This is a genomic window from Taklimakanibacter lacteus (genome assembly GCA_003576695.1).
GTDB classification, from domain to species: Bacteria; Pseudomonadota; Alphaproteobacteria; order Rhizobiales; family Aestuariivirgaceae; genus Taklimakanibacter; species Taklimakanibacter lacteus.
The window spans coordinates 325,990-344,637 of sequence record QOZQ01000007.1; the positions used below are offsets into that span (position 1 = coordinate 325,990).

Sequence of the window (18,648 nt, forward strand, 5' to 3'; positions counted from 1 at the left end):
CAGTTTCTCCTTCCGCCAGGTGCACTCAATAGGCTTCCAACAAAGAGCAGGCGAGATCGCGATCACGATCCCAATCGAATTTGCGCGCAAAGCACAGGCCGGACGCCGCTATGCGCGGCATGTCCTGGCGCGACAATGTCCTGGGATGGCTGCCGCCCTTCTCCCAATCGACATAAGTGAGCGAGCCCTTGACCCTCCCGGCGAAGGGCGACAGCGAGACGAGCGTCTGGAAATAGCATTCATCGGGTGTTTCGGTGTGCCGGAAGCGCTTGTCATAGGTTGGATTGGCGCGCCGGAACTCCATCGCCCACTCCATGAAGGGCCGCGACAGGCACCACCACATCGACCCGAAACGCGGTTCGCCGAATTCGGCGTCGAAAGCCGGGCGCGTCCAGACCTGTCGTGACAGGCGGTTGAGCGCGCCGAGACAGGGGCGCGGCATGGTCTTGCTGTAGAAGCGATAATGCGCGAGCCGCTTCTTGCGGTCATGGCCCTTCGCTTCGTGATCCGGCATGATGTCGATATATTCGCCCGCCTCGCCGGCCAGCCTTTGCGACAGGCTTGCAGCGCTCAGCACCGGCAGGCAGGCGCCGCTCATCAGAATGAGGTAGTCGGCGCTGCCCCGCGCAAGCGCCGTCTCGATCAGTTCGAGCGCGGCCTCGACAACGCTGAAGCCGCCCCAGCTCACCGAATGGCGCCGGGCGGGGAGGACGGCGTATTTTGCAAGATCATCCCAATGGCCCTCGAAACCGCGGCTGTCGCGGTCGACATGGAGATAGGTTTCACCATGGCGCCGGAAGGCGGGAAGCATGGTCAGGAGATCGTCCGGGGCGCGATGGGCGAGGATGAGATAGGCTATGCGCATGGTCACTGCTCCTCACCGGCTATGACGGCACGCCGTCCCAGCAGACCGGACAGCATCTGCTTCAGCAAAGCGGGCTTCAGGGGCTCGACGAAGGCATGCGTCATGATCGCGAAGAAGATAAGCCCGGCCAGCGTGAGCGCGCCGCCGAGAAGCAGCCAATCCAGCAAGGGCATGGCCGGAAAAAGGAGGCTCGCGGCCAAAGCGATGCCGATGGCGGCCATCGGCCCCAGGAGCGCCATCACCACCTGCCCTCTCGGATAGCCGAGCCGCGCGACCGCGATCATGCCGATGCGCAGGACGGCAACGACTTCCGCCGCGGTCAGCGCCAGAACGAAGACATCGATCGAGGGCACGATCAAGGCGGCAGCCGCGCCGATGCCGAGAGCGATGATCGAGTAGACGGTGCAGGTCAGCATCAGCTTGCTGTTGCCTTGCGCCATGGCGACCGGCGACGGCAGCTGATAGTGGAATTTCACGAACAGATTGAGACCGATCAGCGACATCAGATAGGGCGAAGCGGCATAGGTCTTTCCGAACAGCAGGGGCAGCAACGGCGTGCCGGCGAAAATGAAGCCCATGGCATAGAGAAAGGCGGTCAGCGACAGGACCAGCGTCCAGCGGGCGCAGTTCTTCCTCACCGAGGGATGATCGGGCGGCCGGTTGACGAAGACCGGCACGAACAGGTTGGTGAGGAATCGAAGTATGGCGCCGCGCGGCAAGGTCGCGGTCCCGAAGATGACGCTGTAGAAAGCGAGTGCATGGACGCCGAGCGCCCAGCCTATGAAGATGCGGTCGCCGAGCGAAAGTGCGGCGCTGACGAATCCGTTCGGCACCAGCGGCTTGCCGAAGGCCGTCGCCTCATCGGCGATCGTCCTGTTCCAGCCCAGGCGCCAGGGGAAGCGCGACAGGATATTGGAGGTGATGGTGGAGGCGATGATGCTCGCCACCAGGCCCCAGACCATCGCCCAATAATCCGGCGAGATCCACGCCGCCACGATCACGGTGACGGTCCAGGCCAGCTGGATCATGATCAGGGTGATCGCATTGGGCCAATAGACATAGTCGCGCATCGCCTGCTTGACGCCGAGATTGCCGAAGCCGCGCAGCATCGCGCAGGCGCCGACCACGACATAGGCCCAGGTCGCCTGCGGCGACTTGAAGATGATCGCCAGCAAGGGCGCCATCGCCATGAGCAACGCGCCCACCATGATGGCGCGCGACAGCTGGAGCGTGTGCAGGGTGGCAAGGGCCTTCCTGGGATCGTCGGTCGACGTATAGCGCACCGCCGATACCGGGATGCCGAAATCGAAGCCGATCTCCACCAGCGCCACGATCATGGCCAGCGAGACCGCCACGCCGAAATTCTCCTGCGACAGAAGCCTGGCCAGCAGGATGTTGCGGATGAAGGGGAAGGCCACCTCGGCAAGGTTGGCGAGGAGCAGAACGGAGCCTGATTTCAGCGAATGCCTCACCGGGCGCCCCCCGCATTCTGTCTTATCGCAAAGACGCGCCGGTAGGGTGCCGCAGCCACCTGGGCCGCCACCGTCGCCAGCACCAGCATGACAATCATATTGTCGGCATATTGGAAGAAGCCGCCGGGTTCGGTCATGGTGAACGACAAATAGCAGGCAAGAAGCGCGGCGATGCGCGGGTCGCGCGCTTTGACGGCGACCGCGGCGATCGATGCGATCGGGAGCATGAAGAGCACCAGCCCGACGACTCCACCATAGAGCAGAAGCTGCAGCACCAGATTATGGGAATGCGGGAAGATATAGATGCCGACATCGCCGGCAAGCAGATAGGCTTCGTCCATGAAAATCGTATAGGTCGAATTGAAGCCATAGCCGAGAAGCGGGGCCCTTTTGATGAGACCCCAGGACAGGTCCCAGATGAAGCTGCGGCCCGTCCCTGTCAGCAATTCGTCGGCATCGCCCGAGCGGGCGAAGATGGCGAGTATCTGGCTGTCGAGGCTGACCACGAGGATCGCCGCGATGCCCAGACATATGAGAACCGGGATCAATGTCGCATGCCAGCGGTTCTTCAGCAGGAAGAAGGCCATGCAGCCGACGCCGGTGGCGATCAGGGAGGTCCGGCTTTGCGTCAGGACCAACGTTGTCAGGGCGATCACGATCGCTGCGAACTTGAAGTGGCGCGTGAGAGTCCCGCTGTCGCAGCGCGCATAGAGAGAGACGATGATGAAGGCCGCCAGCACGCCCGTCTGGTTCGGATGGCCGCCGATGCCGGTCATGCGGGCGCCGACCGACCCGTCCCAAAGCAGCATGTGCGAGACGGAGGGGATTGCGAAATAGAGGATGATCGACAGACCCAGGAAAACCGTCTGGATCTGGATCAGCCGGTCGAACAGCAAGGGCAGGCCGCGTTCCTCGGCGAAAGCGAGGTAGACGAAGAAGACCGACAGTAAGGTGCTCACCATGAAGACCGCCTTGAACCGCTCCGGCGAGTAGAGGCAGGTCACCAGCATCCAGGCGAAGAATATCAGGATGTAGCGCATCGGCGGGCGAAGGAGATACGCCGTGTGCCGGCGCAGCAGCCACGCCGCGACGAGCAGGCCGAAAGTCCACAGGGCAGCCTTGCCGATATTCGAGATGTCGAGCTTGGTGGGATCGGTCGCGAGCTTTTCGCTCCCGGTCAGGCGGCGTATGGCCAGCTGCGTCACGAAGACATAGACGAACAACAGCACATCGAGCATGCCGATGCCGACCCGCGCCGGCGCGAAGCGGCGAAGGTCCGACGGCAATGCCTGATGCGCGGCAATCGTCATAGGCGGGCTCCATGCGCCGTCATCAGGCCCATCAGATGAGCGGCGCGGCGCAGCACCTCGGCCGAGGGCGAGCGTGACAAAGCGGACCAGATGAAGCTCAGGGCCTTGCGCGCCTCGCCGGTGACGCGGATATGGAGTTCTGCCCGCTTCAGGTCATGCAACGCCGACAGCCTTCTGCTCCGCTCGGCGCCGTTCTCGGCCGAGATCCGGGCGAAGACCAGCTCATGACCCAGCATCAGCTTCGTCCAGTCGCGCGACAGCTTGTTGTTGGCCTCGTAGGTGTATTCGACCAGCGGTTCCTGCACGACGGGCAACGGCCCGAGCTTGGCAAGCTTGAGCCACAGGTCCCAGTCCTCGCAGGTCGGCAGATCGACGTCGAAGCCCTTCACCGCGCAAAACCGATCCCTGCGGACGAAGGCCGTCGATGTCGTGGCCAGCACATTCGAGACGGCGAGATCGCCTGGACCGACGATCGGCGGCGGAAGCCCGATGCGGGGCTTGCGTTCCGCATAGGCGAAGCGGATGCCGCAGAAGATGGCCGGCGCCTCGGGATGCCGTTCCGCCAAATCCAGCTGCTTTGCGATCTTCTCCTCATGCCAGCGGTCGTCCGAATCGAGAAAGGCAAGCCATGTGCCCGAAGCCTGGGCCGCGCCATCGTTGCGCGCCGTCGAGGCACCGCCGCTCGCGCCGCGACGAATGAGCTTGATGCGGCTTTCGCTGCGCGCGATTTCCATCACGATGTCGGGCGTCGCATCGTCAGACCCGTCATCGACGATAATGATCTCATCGGGCACGGAGGTCTGGCCGAGGCAGCTCTTGATCGCCTGGATGATCAGGGCTGGCCGGTTCTTCACGGGTATCACGGCAGATACGCTCAAGCTGGTTACTCCCTCTTCGCAGTGAGACATCCGGACGATGCCAAAGCATGCACGAGGCCCGGCACGATCACCCGGCTCGTGGTGGCGGGATCGGGATGCGTGCCATCCGGAATCGCCGTGGCTATTTCCTCGTCCGAAAGCCGGGCCCAGGCCGGCCGGTGATCGATGAAGCCGGCGCCGAGCTTCCTGGCGACCGCCGCATGCATCTCTTCATATTGCGCGAGGAACGGCCGGATCATCCCGCGCAGGCCCGAAACCGGCGACATTGCCATCACATAGACGGCAGGCCGTGTCTCACTCTGGCGCAGCCGCGAGACGATCCCGGCCATGTTGCCGACGCTGCGGCCGAGCGACATGAACTCCGTCACATCGGCATCATTCACGGCAAACTCGACCAGGACGACATCAGGGCGTTCGGCGACGACCTTGTCGATCTGCGTCAACCCCCATTCGGACGTCATGCCGCTCTTTGCCAGGTTGACGACGGCGACTTCCTTGTTGAGGCAGGCGCCGAGGGCCCGCCGCAGCGGCTCCTGCCAGCCGCCGCGGGCCGACAGGCTGGTCCCCAATGTGACGACCTTCACCATTTCGCCGGGCTGCGCCATGGCCGGCGCGGCCGCCGTCAGATGCACGGCGAGAGCAGCGACCGTCAGAAGCGAAGGCGAAAGAAATGTCGCGACCGCATGCATCTAGGCAACCTTTCCTCGGGGCGGCGGCGGTCCCGGCGCGAATGTACGCGTCCTGCCGACCATGAAGGCGGCGCGAAGAGCGGTGCGGAACTCCTGCGACGACATGTTGCGGGTCGCCACCAGATAACTGCCGACCATGACCTTGCGCACCAGCAGCGCCACGCTCGCCGGCCGCATGGACGTATGGCGGGTGATCGCGATCAGACTGCCGCGGAAGTAACGGGATCTGAGGCGCGGATTATGATCGCGGTGACCAATGAGCGCCCGGTTGACAAAGCGCGATTTGCGCGATTGCCGATAGGCGCGCAACGCATAGTCGGTGTCTTCGCCGCCATTATTGGCCGTGCCGATGCCCAGTTCCTCATCAAATCCCCCGATCATCTCGGCAATGCCGCCGCGCAGGAATATCGTGTTCGACGACGCGTGCGCCGCGACCTCGAAGACCGACGGCGAACGCATCACGCTGGACAGGCCGCGCGCCAGCGGTTGCGGCGCCGATGCGTAGCGGCAGAACCAGAAGTCCAGCGTCCGGTCGGCCTGGAACAGCTTCAGTATCCGCTCGAGCGATCCTTGCGGATACCAGCAATCGTCATCGGGAAAGGCGACAAGCGGCGCCTCGGCGAAGAGACCCTGCCCACGCGCTTCATCGAGCATGAGATTGCGGGCATGCGACGCCGATACCTGGTTGGGAATGGTCTCGACCTCGACATTCGCCGGAACTCCACCGGCGACGCCCCGGCGCGAAGTGGCATGCTGCACCAGGAGAAGCATCCGCCAGTCCCTGTCGGCGAGCGCTCCTTCGATGGATGACAGCAGGCGCTCGAGCTCGCTGCCGCGGCCGCCGGCGGCATCCGTCGTGGTGATGAACAGGATTTCAGCAGACATGTTCCCTCCCATGGCTGATGATGATGCGACACTTCGATTTGAGCTCAGCGCACTCATCCAGCCTCCCGCGCCGCCAGTTCGACCCCGGGCTCGGGCAGGGCCTGCTCCTCCTGTTCTTTATGCTTGCCGGCGCTGCGCAGACGCCCAAGGCGGCTGGTTTCGATATTGCGGCGGATGACTCGCGCCGGATTGCCGGCCACGATCGATGCCGGCGGCACGTCCTTGGTGACGACGCTGCCGGAGCCCACGATCGAGCCGTCACCGATGCGCACCCCCGGCAGGATGATGCTGCGCGCGCCGATGAAGCAGCGCGACCCGATATAGGTGTCACAATAGAGGCCGCGCGTCATGTCATGCGCCAGCACGGCGACTTCGAAAGCGAGATAGCTGTCGGGCCCGATATGCACGCCCCTGGGATAGGTCTTGTCGAGCCGGACGCTCAGCGACATGACGGTGCTGGGATGGATGTCCATGCCCCAGAACTTGACGAAATAGGCCCAGCGCAGCTTCACCAGCAGGCGTTGGAGCCAGAGGAGCTGGTTGAGACTGCGCATCTAGGCGGCCTCCCTGTTGGAGCGGCGCGGCCCGAAGGCCCAGCCCGTCTTCTCCGAGAAGGCCACGCGCAAGGCGGCGCGGAAATCGGCGGACGACATGCGCCGCGTCGCCACCAGGGCGCTGCCGACCATCAGCTTGCGCAAGAGGAGCGCCACGCTCATCGGCCGCATCGCCGTATGGCGGGCAATGGCGATCAGGCTGCCGCGGAAATAGCGCGACCGCAATTTCGGGTCATGGTCGCGATGGCCGATCAGCGCCTGGTCCGCGAAGCGGCTCTTGCGCGAGCGGGCATAGGCGCGCAGCGCATAGTCGGTATCCTCGCCGCCATTGTTGGCGGTGCCGACCCCCAGCTCCTCGTCGAAGCCGCCGATCGCCTCGGCGATCCGGCTGCGCAGGAAGATGGTGTTGGACGATGCCTTGGCGGCGACCTGAAAGGCCGAGGGCGGCCTTATGTCCATCGAAAGCGCGCGCGCCGGCGATTGCGGTGCGGAGGCATAGCCGCAGAACCAGAAATCGAGCGCCTGGTCGATGCGGAAGAGATTGAGCACTCTTTCGAGCGAGCCGTCCGGATACCAGCAGTCGTCATCGGGAAAGGCGATCAGCGGCGCCTCCGCCAGAAGCCCCTGCTCGCGCGCCTTGCGCAGCATGAGGTTGCGCGCCTTCGAGAGCGATACCTGGTGGGCAATCCTCTCGAGCTGCACATTGGGCGGCAATGCGACCGCAAGGCCGGCCTCCGGAGAAAGGCGCTGCGCCAGGAGAAGCATGCGCCAGCTGCGGCTGGCCAGGGCCCTTTCGATGGACGACAACAGACGTTCGAGATCGCCGCTGCGGCCGCCGGCCGCATCGGTCGTGGTGATGAACAGGATTTCAGATGCCATATTCGCTCAGAGCTCCCATTGCTGATGCCGGCACCTGCTGCGCCGGCTCCACTGACGGCACTTTGCTGCGTACGCCACACACAATCCGGTCGGAGGAAGAGAACCAGTCGCGGTAATAGCGGCTGATCTTGCCGTAGCTGTTGTCCTGGCAGACGATCGGCATATCGAGCAGCGCGCCCAGGATCATCCCATGCAGCCGGTCGGTGTCCACGCGCCCGTAGCCCGCGACGAGCTTGATCGAGCGCCGCAACAGATAATCGCGATACCAGCCCCAGGCGACGTGGTTCGGCACGATGTGCCGGATGGGCGCATCGATGGACTGCGTCTTCCGCAGCAGGCGCAAAAGAAAGAGATCGAGGGGCGAGATCACCTCGTCCCAGTCGAATGTCGCCGCACCATCGGCGAGGCCCGCCACCGCTTCCGGATCGCGCCGGCGGATGTTCAACAACCGCTTGTCGTTGCCGTCATGGCGCGGCAGGCTTCCCCATAAGGCATGGGCCATGTCCGGCATCAGCATCGCATCGCATCCGCAATCGGTACGGGCGAAATCGAGCGACTCCCGGTCGCGGGCGAAAATGAACAGGCGCGAATGGGCCGCGAAGGCCTTGGCCACCGCAGCGCGGTTCGCCGGCTCTCCGAAATGGATCGACTGCGGCAGGATGACGGTCGGCGTGTCGGGATAGCGCGCGATCACCAGCTCGCGGAACATCTGATAGTCGGGATAGATGTCGCCGAGATTGCCGCCGCCATGGAAGACGATCGTGGCGCCGGTGCGGACCAGCGCATCGAGGCGCCGGACCGAGTCCTTGAAGTAGACCAGCGGCTTGCCGGGGCGATGGCACAGGCAGAACTCATGGATGCTGAAGCGTCCGATCACATCATAATTGTAATCGGCGAAGAACCGGTCGGTGCCGGCATGGATGAGGAGATCGCCGATATTCCCGTGCATGGGATAGTCGAGATAGATGACGGGCTTGCTCTTCGGGATGACATTCACGATGCCCCCGAGCTGGCGCCTGAGCTCGTCCATGACCTCGGCATGCGGCCGTTTCGGCGGATTGCCCGGCATATCCATCACTCCACCAGATGCACGATCGAGGCGCCGCGTTTCTTCAGCTCGTCGATCACCATGGGAACCAGGGGCACGGTATTGTCCTGCGCGTCATGCAGCACGATCACGCCGCGATCGGTGGCGTTGAGCCGCTGGCGCAGGCGATGCATGGTTTCCTCGGGCGGGCTGCCGCGCCAGTCCTCGGGCGAGATGTCGTAGCTCGCGATGATCAGGCCAAGCTGGGTCTGCGCCGCATTGATGAGCTCGGATGTGCCGACATTGTTGGGGAAGCGGAAGAACTTCACCGGCGTCATGCGGTTGCCAAAGACGGCGCGCTCGACCGCCGCGACACCCTTCTTGATGTCGTTCAGGGCTTCGTCGAAAGCGAGCGTCGACAGGTTGCGATGGGTGTAGCTGTGGCTGCCGATGCTGTGGCCGCCGAGCTTGACCAGCTTCGCCACGACGGACCTGCGCTCGGCCCGCTGCCCGATCATCATGAAGGTCGCATGCACGCAGGCAGCACTCAGCTCCTCGAGGATCTTCGGCGTCGTCTCGCGGCGCGGGCCATCGTCGAAGGTCAGGACATATTCACCGGCATTCAGGGGAAGCGCCTGAAGTTTCTGCATGGTTCCGAAGCTGGTGATGCCGGCTTGCGACACCGACAGCGTCCGCTCGCTGAGCCCGCCCGGGCACAGTGTCGCGGCATTGCCGACGCCCGCCATGGCGGTCAGAGCCAGAATGGCCGCGACAGCCGACAGAACAAGCCCACGAAATCTCATGCGAAAGCCCTTACCTTGATCAACTCTTCATAGGCCTCGACATATTTGCGGGCCTCGCTGTCCCAGTTGAATTTCTCCTCGGCCAGCCGGCCGGCGCGCGCGCCGAGCTCGCGGCGGTGCGCCATGTCATCGATCAGCGGCAGCGCCGCCTCGGCCAATGCCGCCGGCGTCGGATCCGCCGCGAAGGTGCCGGCGTTTCCCAGGAGCCGGCGCGTCTCGCTCAGATCATAGGAAACCGACGGAACGCCCAGGGCCGAATATTCGAACACCTTGTTCATGCTGATCTTGTCGTTGTATTCGTTGACCGGGTCGGGAATGATGCCGATGTCGAAGGTGCTGAGCGCCGCCAGCAGATCGGGCCCGCGCAAATAGCCGGTGAAGGTCACATGATCGGCGACGCCGAGCGCGCCCGCCAGCTCCCGGACCGAGGCCAGCGCCGGTCCGTCGCCGACGACGACGGCGCGCACGCTTTGCCTGCCATGATCGTGGACAAGGTGATGCATCATGCGGACAAGGTGATCGACGCCATCCTGGTCGGCGATGATGCCGACATAGCCCAGCACCGTTTCAGCCCCGGCGCGCAGCGCCGCATTGGGCTCGACCCGCCGGAGCTTCTGGCGGTCAGGCACGCTATAGACGGTGGTGACGTCGCGCGGATCCTTAGCCCCGCGCGCGATGGCGATATCGCGGTAGGTGTCGTTCGCCGATATCACCCGGTCGGCGCATTTGAAGGTGCCCTTCTCGGCGAGCAGCAGGAGGCGGTGAAAGAAGCCGCGCCGGTCATATTTCGCCGCATAGAGCTCCGGGCACAGATCGTGGTGGTCGAAGACATACTTCTTGCCGAACAGCTTGTAGGGAGCGGCGGCCAGGAAGATGAGATCGGGCGGATTGCAGCCCTGGATCACGTCGAAGCCGCGCGTCAGGGCGATCTTCAGCAGCAGGCGCGTCTCATGGAAGAGCGCTAATGCATATTCCAGGATGAAGCCCATCTTGCCGCGCGCCTCGACCGGCAAGGGATGGCGGTAGATCGCGATCCCGTTGATCTCCTCAAAGCGCTGGGGGTGCTGGTCGTTCATCGGGCAGATGACCGAGACCTCCCAGCCCGCCGATTTGAGGGCATTGGCCTCCTGCCATACGCGCCGGTCGAACGGCACCGGCAGGTTCTCGACGATGATCACGCAACGCGGCGGCCTGTCCCTTGGCGCGAGCAGCGGAAATGTAAGCGACATCTATTCCCCTTCCCTTTCCGGCTACTCGGCGGCCTCGACGAGATGCAGCGGAATGTCGTGGTCGGGCCGGCCGATGCTGAAATAGCGGAAGCCATGCCTGGCGATGTCCTCGCGGCGATAGACATTGCGCAGATCGACGAGGCTCGGTGAGCGCATGATCTGGCCCAGCATCCTGAAATCGAGGGCGCGGAACTCTTCCCATTCGGTCACGATCACCAGCGCATCGGCGCCTTCGGCGACCTCATAGGCGCTGCCGCCGAACTCGACGCCTTCGATCGTGGCGCGCGCCGCATCCATGCCGGCAGGGTCATAGAGGCGCACATGCGCGCCGCCATCCTGCAGCGCCTGGATGATGGCCAGCGCCGGCGCTTCCCTGATGTCGTCGGTATTGGGCTTGAAGGTCACGCCCAGCAGCGCCACCGTCTTGCCGGCGAGATCGCCGCCGCAGGCGGTCGCGATCTTGCGGCCCATGGCGCGGCGCCGGTTTTCGTTGATGGCGACCGTCGTCTCGACGAGACGCAGGGGCGAAGCGAAGTCCTGGGCGATGCGGATGAGCGCCGTCGTATCCTTCGGGAAGCAGGATCCGCCATAGCCCGGCCCCGCATGGAGGAACTTCGAGCCGATGCGGTTGTCGAGCCCGATGCCGCGGGCGACGTCCTGCACATCGGCGCCGGCATGCTCGCAAAGATCGGCGATCTCGTTGATGAAGGTCACCTTCATGGCGAGGAACGCATTGGCCGCGTATTTGGTGAGCTCGGCGGTACGCCTGGAGGTGAACAGCAGTGGCGCGCGGTTGAGATAGAGCGGACGGTAGACCTCGCTCAGCGCATTGCGGCCGCGCTCGTCATTGACGCCCACGATGATGCGGTCGGGCCGCTTGAAGTCGGCAATGGCCGAGCCTTCGCGCAGGAATTCCGGATTGGAGGCGACCGATATGTCGAGTCGCGGATCGGCGGTGCGCATTATGTGCTCCACCTTGTCGGAAGTTCCGACCGGCACCGTCGATTTGATGACGATGACCGTCCCCGGCTTGACGGCACCTGCAAGCTCGCGCGCCGCCGCCTCGACGAAGCTCAGATCGGCATGGCCGTCGCCGCGCCTCGACGGCGTGCCGACGGCAAGGAAGACGACATCGGCCGCGGCCACTCCATCCCTCAGATCGGTCGTGAAGGAGAGCCGGCCGGCCTTGACATTGTCGGCCACGACCTGGTCGAGGCCGGGCTCGAAAATCGGGATGCGGCCGCCTCGCAGCGCATCGATCTTCGCCTTGTCCTTGTCGACACAGGTCACGCGATGGCCGAAATCGGCAAGGCAGGCGCCCGATACCAGGCCGACATAGCTCGAGCCGATCATGGTGATGTTCATTCGATACCCTTTCGTGTCAGGTTCGACCCGCGTCGACACCGCATTCCCATTTTCCGAATTGACCCGCCCGTCCCGGCGGAAAGCACGCCTAGACGGCGTTTGGCCCGGTCAGCGCAAAGACGGTCTGGGCCAGGATCTTCATGTCCAGGAACACCGACCATTTGCTGATATAGAGACGATCGTGGCTTACCCTGTGCTCGATATGCTCGAGCGCCTCGGTCGGCCCGCGATAGCCCGAAACCTGGGCGAGACCGGTGAGCCCCGGGCGCACCAGATGCCGGTCGTTGAAATTGTGGATGACCTCCGCGAAAGCGTCGTCCATCGCGATGGCATGCGGCCTCGGTCCGACGAGAGACATCTCGCCGCGCAGCACATTCCAGAGCTGCGGCAGTTCATCGAGGCTGGTGCGGCGCAGGAACCGGCCGATGCGCGTCACCCGCGCGTCATTGCGGCTGGCCTGGGTGAAATCGCCGCGCGATTCGGTCACGGTCATGCTGCGGAACTTGCAGATATAGAAGGACGAACGGTTGCGCCCGTAGCGCAATTGCCAGAAGAACACCGGTCCCCGCGATTCGATCTTGATCGCCAGCGCAATCAGAAGACCGGCGGGAGCCAACAGGAACAAGGCAAGAGATGCGACCAGCACATCGATCCACCGCTTGACGATCGACCGGTTGATCACGATCGACTTGCTTTGCAGTGCAACGTCCGGGCCCTTGGGCGTGGACAACACTTCAGCGTGCAGAACATATTCGCCGCTAGCGGCTGAATTTGGCCTCACACGAAAGTCCATGGACACCTCCACTCGCTTTCATTGGGTTGCCGCCCACGATGAGTAATGACGAGCTTGACTGATTTTGCAAGCGCGAAGACGCATGTGCAGCAAAATATTTTTTGCTCTGCACAATAATTATTCTTTTTGCTCAAGAAGGTGGCAACAATTAGCTCGCCGCCGAAAAAATTAAGCGTAAAATATTGACCAAGTGTCAGGTCGAACACATCGCGTGTAGAAAATTTTTGAATCATACCGATAGAAATTCCATCTAAGTGACGGCGACATCACATGCAGCAGAAAGACCTAGAGCATAAGGACGATGCGACTACGCACGCATCAAAGTCTCATGACAGAACAATGAAGCGCGATGAAGCAAAGCGCATGGCGGAGCAGCTTATCGCTGAGGAAGCGCAGAAGAATCCGCGTTCCGCAGTGAGCACTTATCTCGTCGCGGCGATCATCGGCCTCATCATCTGGGGCGCGATTTATTTTCTATGGATCAAACTCTGACGCTGGAGCACAGTGGTTCAAAGCGGGACGACCACTGAATTTTTCTCGCGCGAGAAAACGATTCAAATTTTCACAGGCCGCATGAGTGCCGTCGTCGTCTCGATGTCGAAGAGCTGCAGTTGCGACAGATCGTAGTTGAAAACCGTCATCGCGCCCGGCTCCGAGCGGAAATCGCGCGGGCAGCGGATGTGAAGCTCGGCGGATGAGTTCTTCAGAGTGCCGACGAGAATCACTTCCGGGCCCAGAACCTCGGTGGTGACGGACACGACTTCGATCGGCGCAGCGACCGGCGCGGCATCGGCCTTCAGATGAAAATCCTCGGGCCTGAGGCCGACGATCACTTTCCTTCCGGCATGACTCGCGAAAGCACGTCGCAGGCTCTGCGGCAGCGGCAACACTACATCGCCGATCGATATCCTGTCGGAGTCAAGCATGCCATGCAGGAGATTCATCGGTGGTGACGCCAGGAAGCCGGCGACGAAAGTGTTGACCGGATTGCGATAGACTTCCATCGGCGCGCCCACCTGCACGATGACGCCGTCCTTCATGATGCAGATGCGCTCGCCCATGGTCATCGCCTCGACCTGGTCATGCGTGACATGAACGATGGTGGTGCCGAGCGTGCGATGCAGCTTGATGAGCTCGGTGCGCATGGAGGCGCGCAACTTGGCATCGAGATTGGACAAGGGCTCGTCGAGCAGGAACGCCTTGGGCTCACGCACCAGAGCGCGGCCGAGGGCGACGCGCTGGCGCTGCCCGCCCGACAGCTGCGCCGGCTTGCGCGCCAGGAGATCGCCGATGCCCAGCATGCCGGCAATGGTGGCGACGCGGCCTTCGATGATGCGGCGCTCGACATTGCGCAACCTGAGGCCGAAGGACAGATTGTCGGCCACCGTCATATGCGGATAAAGCGCATAGTTCTGGAAGACGATGGCGACGTCGCGGTCGGCCGGATCGACGTCGTTCACGCGGGCGCCGCCGATATGGAGATCGCCCGCCGATATGGTCTCGAGGCCGGCGATCATCCGCAAGGTGGTGGACTTGCCGCAGCCCGACGGCCCGAGCAGGATCATGAACTCGCCGTCCCTGATGTCGAGCGAGACGTCGCGGACCGCGGCATAGCCGTTCGGATAGAGCTTGTGAATGTTGCTGAGCGAGATCGAGGCCATGAATTGCTGTCTCAGGTCAAGGAACGCATATAGCGGTGAAGCCAGGCGGTGAGGCCGAGGATGACGGCGAGCAGTATCGCCGACATGGCCGAGGCCTCGCCGATATTGAGGCTGACGAAGGCGGTGCGATAGATGAAGTAGCTGACGAGGTCGGTCGCGACGCCGGGACCGCCGCGCGTCATGATATAAATGAGGTCATAGGTCTTCACCGCGAAGATCAGCCGGATCAGCAAGGTGACGGCGATGACCGGCCACATCAGCGGCAGGGTGATGTGCCAGAAGGAGCGGAAGATCGAGGCGCCGTCGACACGCGCCGCCTCATAGGGCTCGCGCGGCAGGGCCGACAGGCCGGCGAGCAGGAGCACGATCATGAACGAGACCTGGTGCCAGATATCCACCATGACGAGCGTCCAGAGCGCCACCTTGGTGCTGCCCAGCCAGTTCACCGGCTCGATCCCGACAAGGCTCAGGAGATAGTTCACGATGCCGAGCGAGGGATGCAGGAACATGCGCCAGATGAGGCCGACGATGACCGGATTCATCAGGAGCGGGCACAGCAGGATGGCGTAGTAGACGGATTTGAAGCGCTCGACCGTGTGCAGCATCAAAGCGATGAGAAAGCCCAGCGCGAATTCGAGGATGACGACGGCGGCGACGAAGAAGGCGGTCAGCCGGAGCGTATGGCGGAATTCCGGATCGCCGGCGGCCTTCATATAATTGTCGAGGCCGTTGAAGGTGTCGAAATTGGGCGCGATCAGCGTATAGTCATGGACGCTGGTGAACAGCGCCCAGAATACCGGGAAGAGGATGACCAGGAAGAGAAGACCGAGGCTCGGCGAGGAGATCAGCCAGCCGAACATCCGGTCGCGCCGCTCGACCGCGGTTTGGACAGCGACGGGAGGAGCGGACAAGTGCCTGTCGTCTGCGAGCGTCATAATACTTCTGACACCCCGACCCCTTCAAAGGCTCTTTCCTTCTCCCGTGCGTAGCATGGGAGAAGGTGGCCAAAGTCCGGATGAGGGCTCTTTCGTGAAGCCAGCGAAAATTTCAAAAGCCTTCCCTTTGCAAACAAAGAGCCCTCACCCACCCTATCGGGCACCCTCTCCCATCCTTCGGACGGGAGAGGGGAAATACTCCGAGAGAGGGGATGTTCTCTTACTTCAGCTTGCCGTCCTTCTTGGCGAGCTCGCTCATCTCGGCCTCGATGGCGGCCAGCGCATCGGGCGCTTTCTTTTCGCCGGCGACCGCCAGTGACAGCTCACGGCCCAGCACCTCGACCAGCTGCGGCGTGTAGGTGAAGACCGGGAAATTGTGGCTGGTCAGCAGCATTTCCTTCAGCGCCTTGGCATAGGGGTATTTGGCGTTCACATCCGGGTCATCGAACACATCGCTGCGGGTCGGCGAGCCGCCCTGCAAGGCGCGCTTCTTGGCAATCTCAGGGCTCTCGACCCATTTGAGGAATGTCCAGGCCGCATCGGGATTGGGCGACGATTTGGGAATGGCCCAGCCCCAGGCACCGTTCAGGCTGCCGCCCTTGCCGGCTTCGGTTCCCGGCACCGGCATGATCTCGACCTTGCCGACAACCGCCGATTTCGACGCATCATCGATGCCGGCGCGGAAGAAGTTGTAGGTGATGTAGCTGTAGGCCTTGCCCTGCGCCATCACATTGAAGGCTTCGTCGAAGGAGAAGCTGGCCGAGCCGACGGGACCGAATTTGTTGACATTGGTGGCATATTGCTCGACCGCCTTCACGCCGGCTTCGGTGTTGAGCGTCGGCTTCCAGTTGTCGTCGTGATATTCGCCGCCATTGGCGAAGAGATAGTTCGACCATTCCATGGCGATCGGATCGGGCCGCAAGCCCTGATTGACCACGCCATTGATGCCGTCCTTGGTGAAGAACTCGACCTGCTTGAGATATTCGTCCCAGGTCTTCGGCACATCGAGGTCGAAGCCGTATTTCGCCTTGAAATCCGCCTTGTTCTTCTCGTCCGCCAAGAGATCCTTGCGATAGAGAAGACCCATCGCATAATTGTAGAAGGGCAGCATGTAGGTGGTGCCGTCCACGCGGCCTACGAGATCGATCATCTTCGGCACATAGACGGAGGTGTCGAAATTGTCGGCCTTGATGCGCTCATCGAGCGGCTGCAGCCAGCCGGCCTTGGTGAATTCGCCGACCCAGTAGAAGTCGACGACGATGGCCGAGTAGCTGCCCGTCGGCGCCACCAGCTGCGGCACCAGCTTGGTGTGCATCTCGGCATAGTTCACGACCTCGAGATTGACGTCGATGCCGGTCGCCTGCTTGAACTCCGGCAGCAGCGTCTTGACATATTCGGTATCGGGAACGCCCTCCATGAGGAGGTTCACCGTCTCGGCGAAGGCAGGGCCGGAAAGGCCCGTCACCAGTGTCGCCGCCAGCATCCATTTCTTCAACATGTCTCAAACCTCCCGACGAGCCCTTGTGGCTTCAGGCCATCATCACTTGAGGGCACCAAGTGAAAGACCTTTGATGAGATGTTTGCGCAGGAACGGCAGCAGCGCGAAGACCGGCACCAGCGACACGACGGTCGCCGCGGCAAGCGGGGCTATCTCGACGCCGGCATGCGTCTCGAGTGCCGCGAGGCCGACCGGCAAGGTCTGGCTCGAGGGACCCGACAGCACCAGCGCGAAGAGGAACTCGTTCCAGCTCAGAATGAAGCCGAGAAGGCCCGCGGCAAGGATGCCGGGGGCGGCGACCGGCACCGCGATATGGCGGAAGGCCTGCCAGCGCGTGGCGCCATCGACGCGCGCCGCCTCCTCGAGCCGCGCCACGTCGCCCTCGAAGAACGACACCAGCATCCAGGACAGGAACGGCAACGAGATGGTGAGATGGGCGATGACGAGGCCGGTGCGGCTGTGCATCAGGCCCGCCATCAGGAACATGCCGAACAGCGGCAGCACCAGAATGATGGGCGGCAGCATCTGGCTGGCGAGGACGCCGAGCCGCAGGAAGGTGCCGCCGGTATTGAAGCGGGCAAAGGCATAGGCCAGCGCGGTCGCCAGCGGCAAGGCGATCGCGGTGGCGCCCAGAGCGACGATGAGGCTGTTGAGAAACCAGCTCGCGAACGGATAGCGCTGGAAGATCTCGACATAGTTCATGAGGCCGACGGTGCCGATCTCGGGCGGGATCTTGTAGGCGGTGAGCCGGTCGGTGAAGCTCACCCGCAGGATCCACAGAAGCGGCATCAGGATCATGAGGGAGAAGGCACATAGAATAATGTGCGGCAGAACCCTCTTGACGATCCCTCTCATGCCGAAGGCCGCTCCCTGACTTTTATGATCATTTTCGATCATTATAGTGGCGCATCTCGTCAAAACAAGACAGAATGGCAGAAAATCACCCCGCAACACCTGAGCGGGTCTGAACGATATCGATCATCATGCCGCATCGCTGAACGATCATGCCGCCGCGCGATCCCATTGCCCGCCAGACCCTGCTGGTCGAAAGCCTGAGCCGCCGCGGCTTCATGAGCGTTTCCGATATCGCCGAGGAGACCGGCGTGTCGGAGATCACGATCAGGCGCGACCTGACCGAGCTCGAACGCTCGGGCACGATCCGGCGCACCCATGGCGGCGCCCTCATCGCCCGTAACGGATCGGCCAATATCTATGACATAAGGGAGCCGACCTTCGAGGCACGCCGCCGGCGCAACAGCGACGCCAAGATCCGCATCGCAAGGCGCGCCGCGCAATTCGTCAGGCCCGGCCACACGATCGCGCTCGACACCGGCTCGACGACGCTCGAGCTCACCCGCTTTCTCGGCGATGTGGCCGATCTCAGGATCATCACCAACAATACGCGCGCGGCAAGCCTGCTCGCCGAAACCGCGCATCCGGTCTATCTGCCGGGCGGACGGGTGCGCGGGCGCGAATTGTCGATCTATGGCTCGACTGCCGCCTCCTTCGTCTCCACCTATCACTATGACATCCTGTTCCTCGGCCTGTCGGGCATCTCGGAAGCGGGCCTCTTCGACTATTCGCCGGAGGATTCCGAGATCAAGCGCGTCTTCATCCAGCGCTCCGACCTGGTCGTCGCCCTGTGCGATGCCAGCAAGTTCAACCGGCAGGCCATGGTGCGGATCGCGGCACTTGGCGAAATCCATTATCTCGTCGTCGATACTGCGCCGCCCGATGCCCTGCGTGACGCCATTGAGAAAGCCGGGGCACGGATCATCATCGCCGAGAATCTCCTGGAATAAAGT

Annotated in this window: 19 protein-coding genes; 2 read left to right on the forward strand and 17 right to left on the reverse strand. The window is 62.9% G+C overall.

Annotated elements, in window-relative coordinates; all coding sequences use genetic code 11:
* Positions 1-25: 25 nt before the first annotated feature.
* The 13 genes from DT068_RS16415 to DT068_RS16475 form a co-directional block, all read right to left on the reverse strand.
* A complete protein-coding gene (locus DT068_RS16415; RefSeq protein ID WP_119390942.1) occupies positions 26-865 on the reverse strand; it encodes a beta-1,6-N-acetylglucosaminyltransferase in 840 nt (279 codons plus the stop codon).
* A 2-nt stretch (positions 866-867) separates the two neighbouring features.
* Entirely contained in the window at positions 868-2,337 is a 1,470-nt protein-coding gene (locus DT068_RS16420; RefSeq protein ID WP_162914235.1) for an oligosaccharide flippase family protein, read from the reverse strand.
* Positions 2,334-3,647: an O-antigen ligase family protein gene (locus DT068_RS16425; protein ID WP_119390944.1), complete on the reverse strand. Its 1,314-nt coding sequence runs from the start codon at positions 3,645-3,647 to the stop codon at positions 2,334-2,336. Before DT068_RS16425 ends, DT068_RS16420 begins: the two co-directional genes overlap by 4 nt.
* Positions 3,644-4,525: a glycosyltransferase family 2 protein gene (locus DT068_RS16430; protein ID WP_162914236.1), complete on the reverse strand. Its 882-nt coding sequence runs from the start codon at positions 4,523-4,525 to the stop codon at positions 3,644-3,646. The genes DT068_RS16425 and DT068_RS16430 overlap by 4 nt, the downstream gene beginning before the upstream one ends.
* 5 nt (positions 4,526-4,530) lie before the next feature.
* Positions 4,531-5,214 carry an SGNH/GDSL hydrolase family protein gene (locus DT068_RS16435; RefSeq protein ID WP_368904771.1) on the reverse strand — a complete coding sequence of 228 codons (684 nt, stop codon included), beginning with the start codon at positions 5,212-5,214 and terminating at the stop codon, positions 4,531-4,533.
* Positions 5,215-6,099: a glycosyltransferase family 2 protein gene (locus DT068_RS16440; RefSeq protein ID WP_162914237.1), complete on the reverse strand. Its 885-nt coding sequence runs from the start codon at positions 6,097-6,099 to the stop codon at positions 5,215-5,217.
* A 53-nt stretch (positions 6,100-6,152) separates the two neighbouring features.
* Positions 6,153-6,653 (reverse strand): acyltransferase, encoded by a 501-nt coding sequence (locus DT068_RS16445; RefSeq protein WP_119390947.1) that lies wholly within the window; start codon positions 6,651-6,653, stop codon positions 6,153-6,155.
* Positions 6,654-7,532 (reverse strand): glycosyltransferase family 2 protein, encoded by an 879-nt coding sequence (locus DT068_RS16450; RefSeq protein ID WP_119390948.1) that lies wholly within the window; start codon positions 7,530-7,532, stop codon positions 6,654-6,656.
* A complete protein-coding gene (locus DT068_RS16455) occupies positions 7,522-8,601 on the reverse strand; it encodes a polysaccharide pyruvyl transferase family protein (protein WP_162914238.1) in 1,080 nt (359 codons plus the stop codon). The genes DT068_RS16450 and DT068_RS16455 overlap by 11 nt, the downstream gene beginning before the upstream one ends.
* Positions 8,602-8,606: 5 nt before the next feature.
* Entirely contained in the window at positions 8,607-9,362 is a 756-nt protein-coding gene (locus tag DT068_RS16460; RefSeq protein WP_119390950.1) for a polysaccharide deacetylase family protein, read from the reverse strand.
* The gene (locus DT068_RS16465; protein WP_119390951.1) at positions 9,359-10,591 is read right to left on the reverse strand and encodes a glycosyltransferase family 4 protein; all 1,233 of its coding nucleotides are present in this window, start codon (positions 10,589-10,591) and stop codon (positions 9,359-9,361) included. Before DT068_RS16465 ends, DT068_RS16460 begins: the two co-directional genes overlap by 4 nt.
* 21 nt (positions 10,592-10,612) lie before the next feature.
* Positions 10,613-11,956: a UDP-glucose dehydrogenase family protein gene (locus tag DT068_RS16470; RefSeq protein WP_119390952.1), complete on the reverse strand. Its 1,344-nt coding sequence runs from the start codon at positions 11,954-11,956 to the stop codon at positions 10,613-10,615.
* A gap of 88 nt (positions 11,957-12,044) precedes the next feature.
* On the reverse strand, positions 12,045-12,638 hold the full coding sequence (locus tag DT068_RS16475) for a sugar transferase (protein ID WP_368904772.1): 594 nt from the start codon (positions 12,636-12,638) through the stop codon (positions 12,045-12,047).
* 450 nt (positions 12,639-13,088) lie between these two features.
* Between DT068_RS16475 and DT068_RS28070 the strand changes: the two genes are divergently transcribed.
* Positions 13,089-13,241 (forward strand): hypothetical protein, encoded by a 153-nt coding sequence (locus tag DT068_RS28070; RefSeq protein WP_162914239.1) that lies wholly within the window; start codon positions 13,089-13,091, stop codon positions 13,239-13,241.
* 62 nt (positions 13,242-13,303) lie between these two features.
* Here DT068_RS28070 and DT068_RS16480 read toward each other — a convergent pair whose 3' ends face one another.
* The 4 genes from DT068_RS16480 to DT068_RS16495 form a co-directional block, all read right to left on the reverse strand.
* Positions 13,304-14,410 carry an ABC transporter ATP-binding protein gene (locus DT068_RS16480; protein ID WP_119390954.1) on the reverse strand — a complete coding sequence of 369 codons (1,107 nt, stop codon included), beginning with the start codon at positions 14,408-14,410 and terminating at the stop codon, positions 13,304-13,306.
* Positions 14,411-14,421: 11 nt separating this feature from the next.
* Positions 14,422-15,345 (reverse strand): carbohydrate ABC transporter permease, encoded by a 924-nt coding sequence (locus tag DT068_RS16485; protein WP_119390955.1) that lies wholly within the window; start codon positions 15,343-15,345, stop codon positions 14,422-14,424.
* A gap of 220 nt (positions 15,346-15,565) precedes the next feature.
* The gene (locus DT068_RS16490; RefSeq protein WP_368904773.1) at positions 15,566-16,843 is read right to left on the reverse strand and encodes an ABC transporter substrate-binding protein; all 1,278 of its coding nucleotides are present in this window, start codon (positions 16,841-16,843) and stop codon (positions 15,566-15,568) included.
* A 42-nt stretch (positions 16,844-16,885) separates the two neighbouring features.
* Complete coding sequence (locus DT068_RS16495) at positions 16,886-17,698, reverse strand: carbohydrate ABC transporter permease (protein ID WP_119390986.1); 813 nt, start codon at positions 17,696-17,698, stop codon at positions 16,886-16,888.
* Between the two features lie 149 nt (positions 17,699-17,847).
* On the opposite strand from DT068_RS16495, the gene DT068_RS16500 reads away from it, so the two are divergent.
* The gene (locus DT068_RS16500) at positions 17,848-18,645 is read left to right on the forward strand and encodes a DeoR/GlpR family DNA-binding transcription regulator (protein ID WP_119390956.1); all 798 of its coding nucleotides are present in this window, start codon (positions 17,848-17,850) and stop codon (positions 18,643-18,645) included.
* Positions 18,646-18,648: the final 3 nt, after the last annotated feature.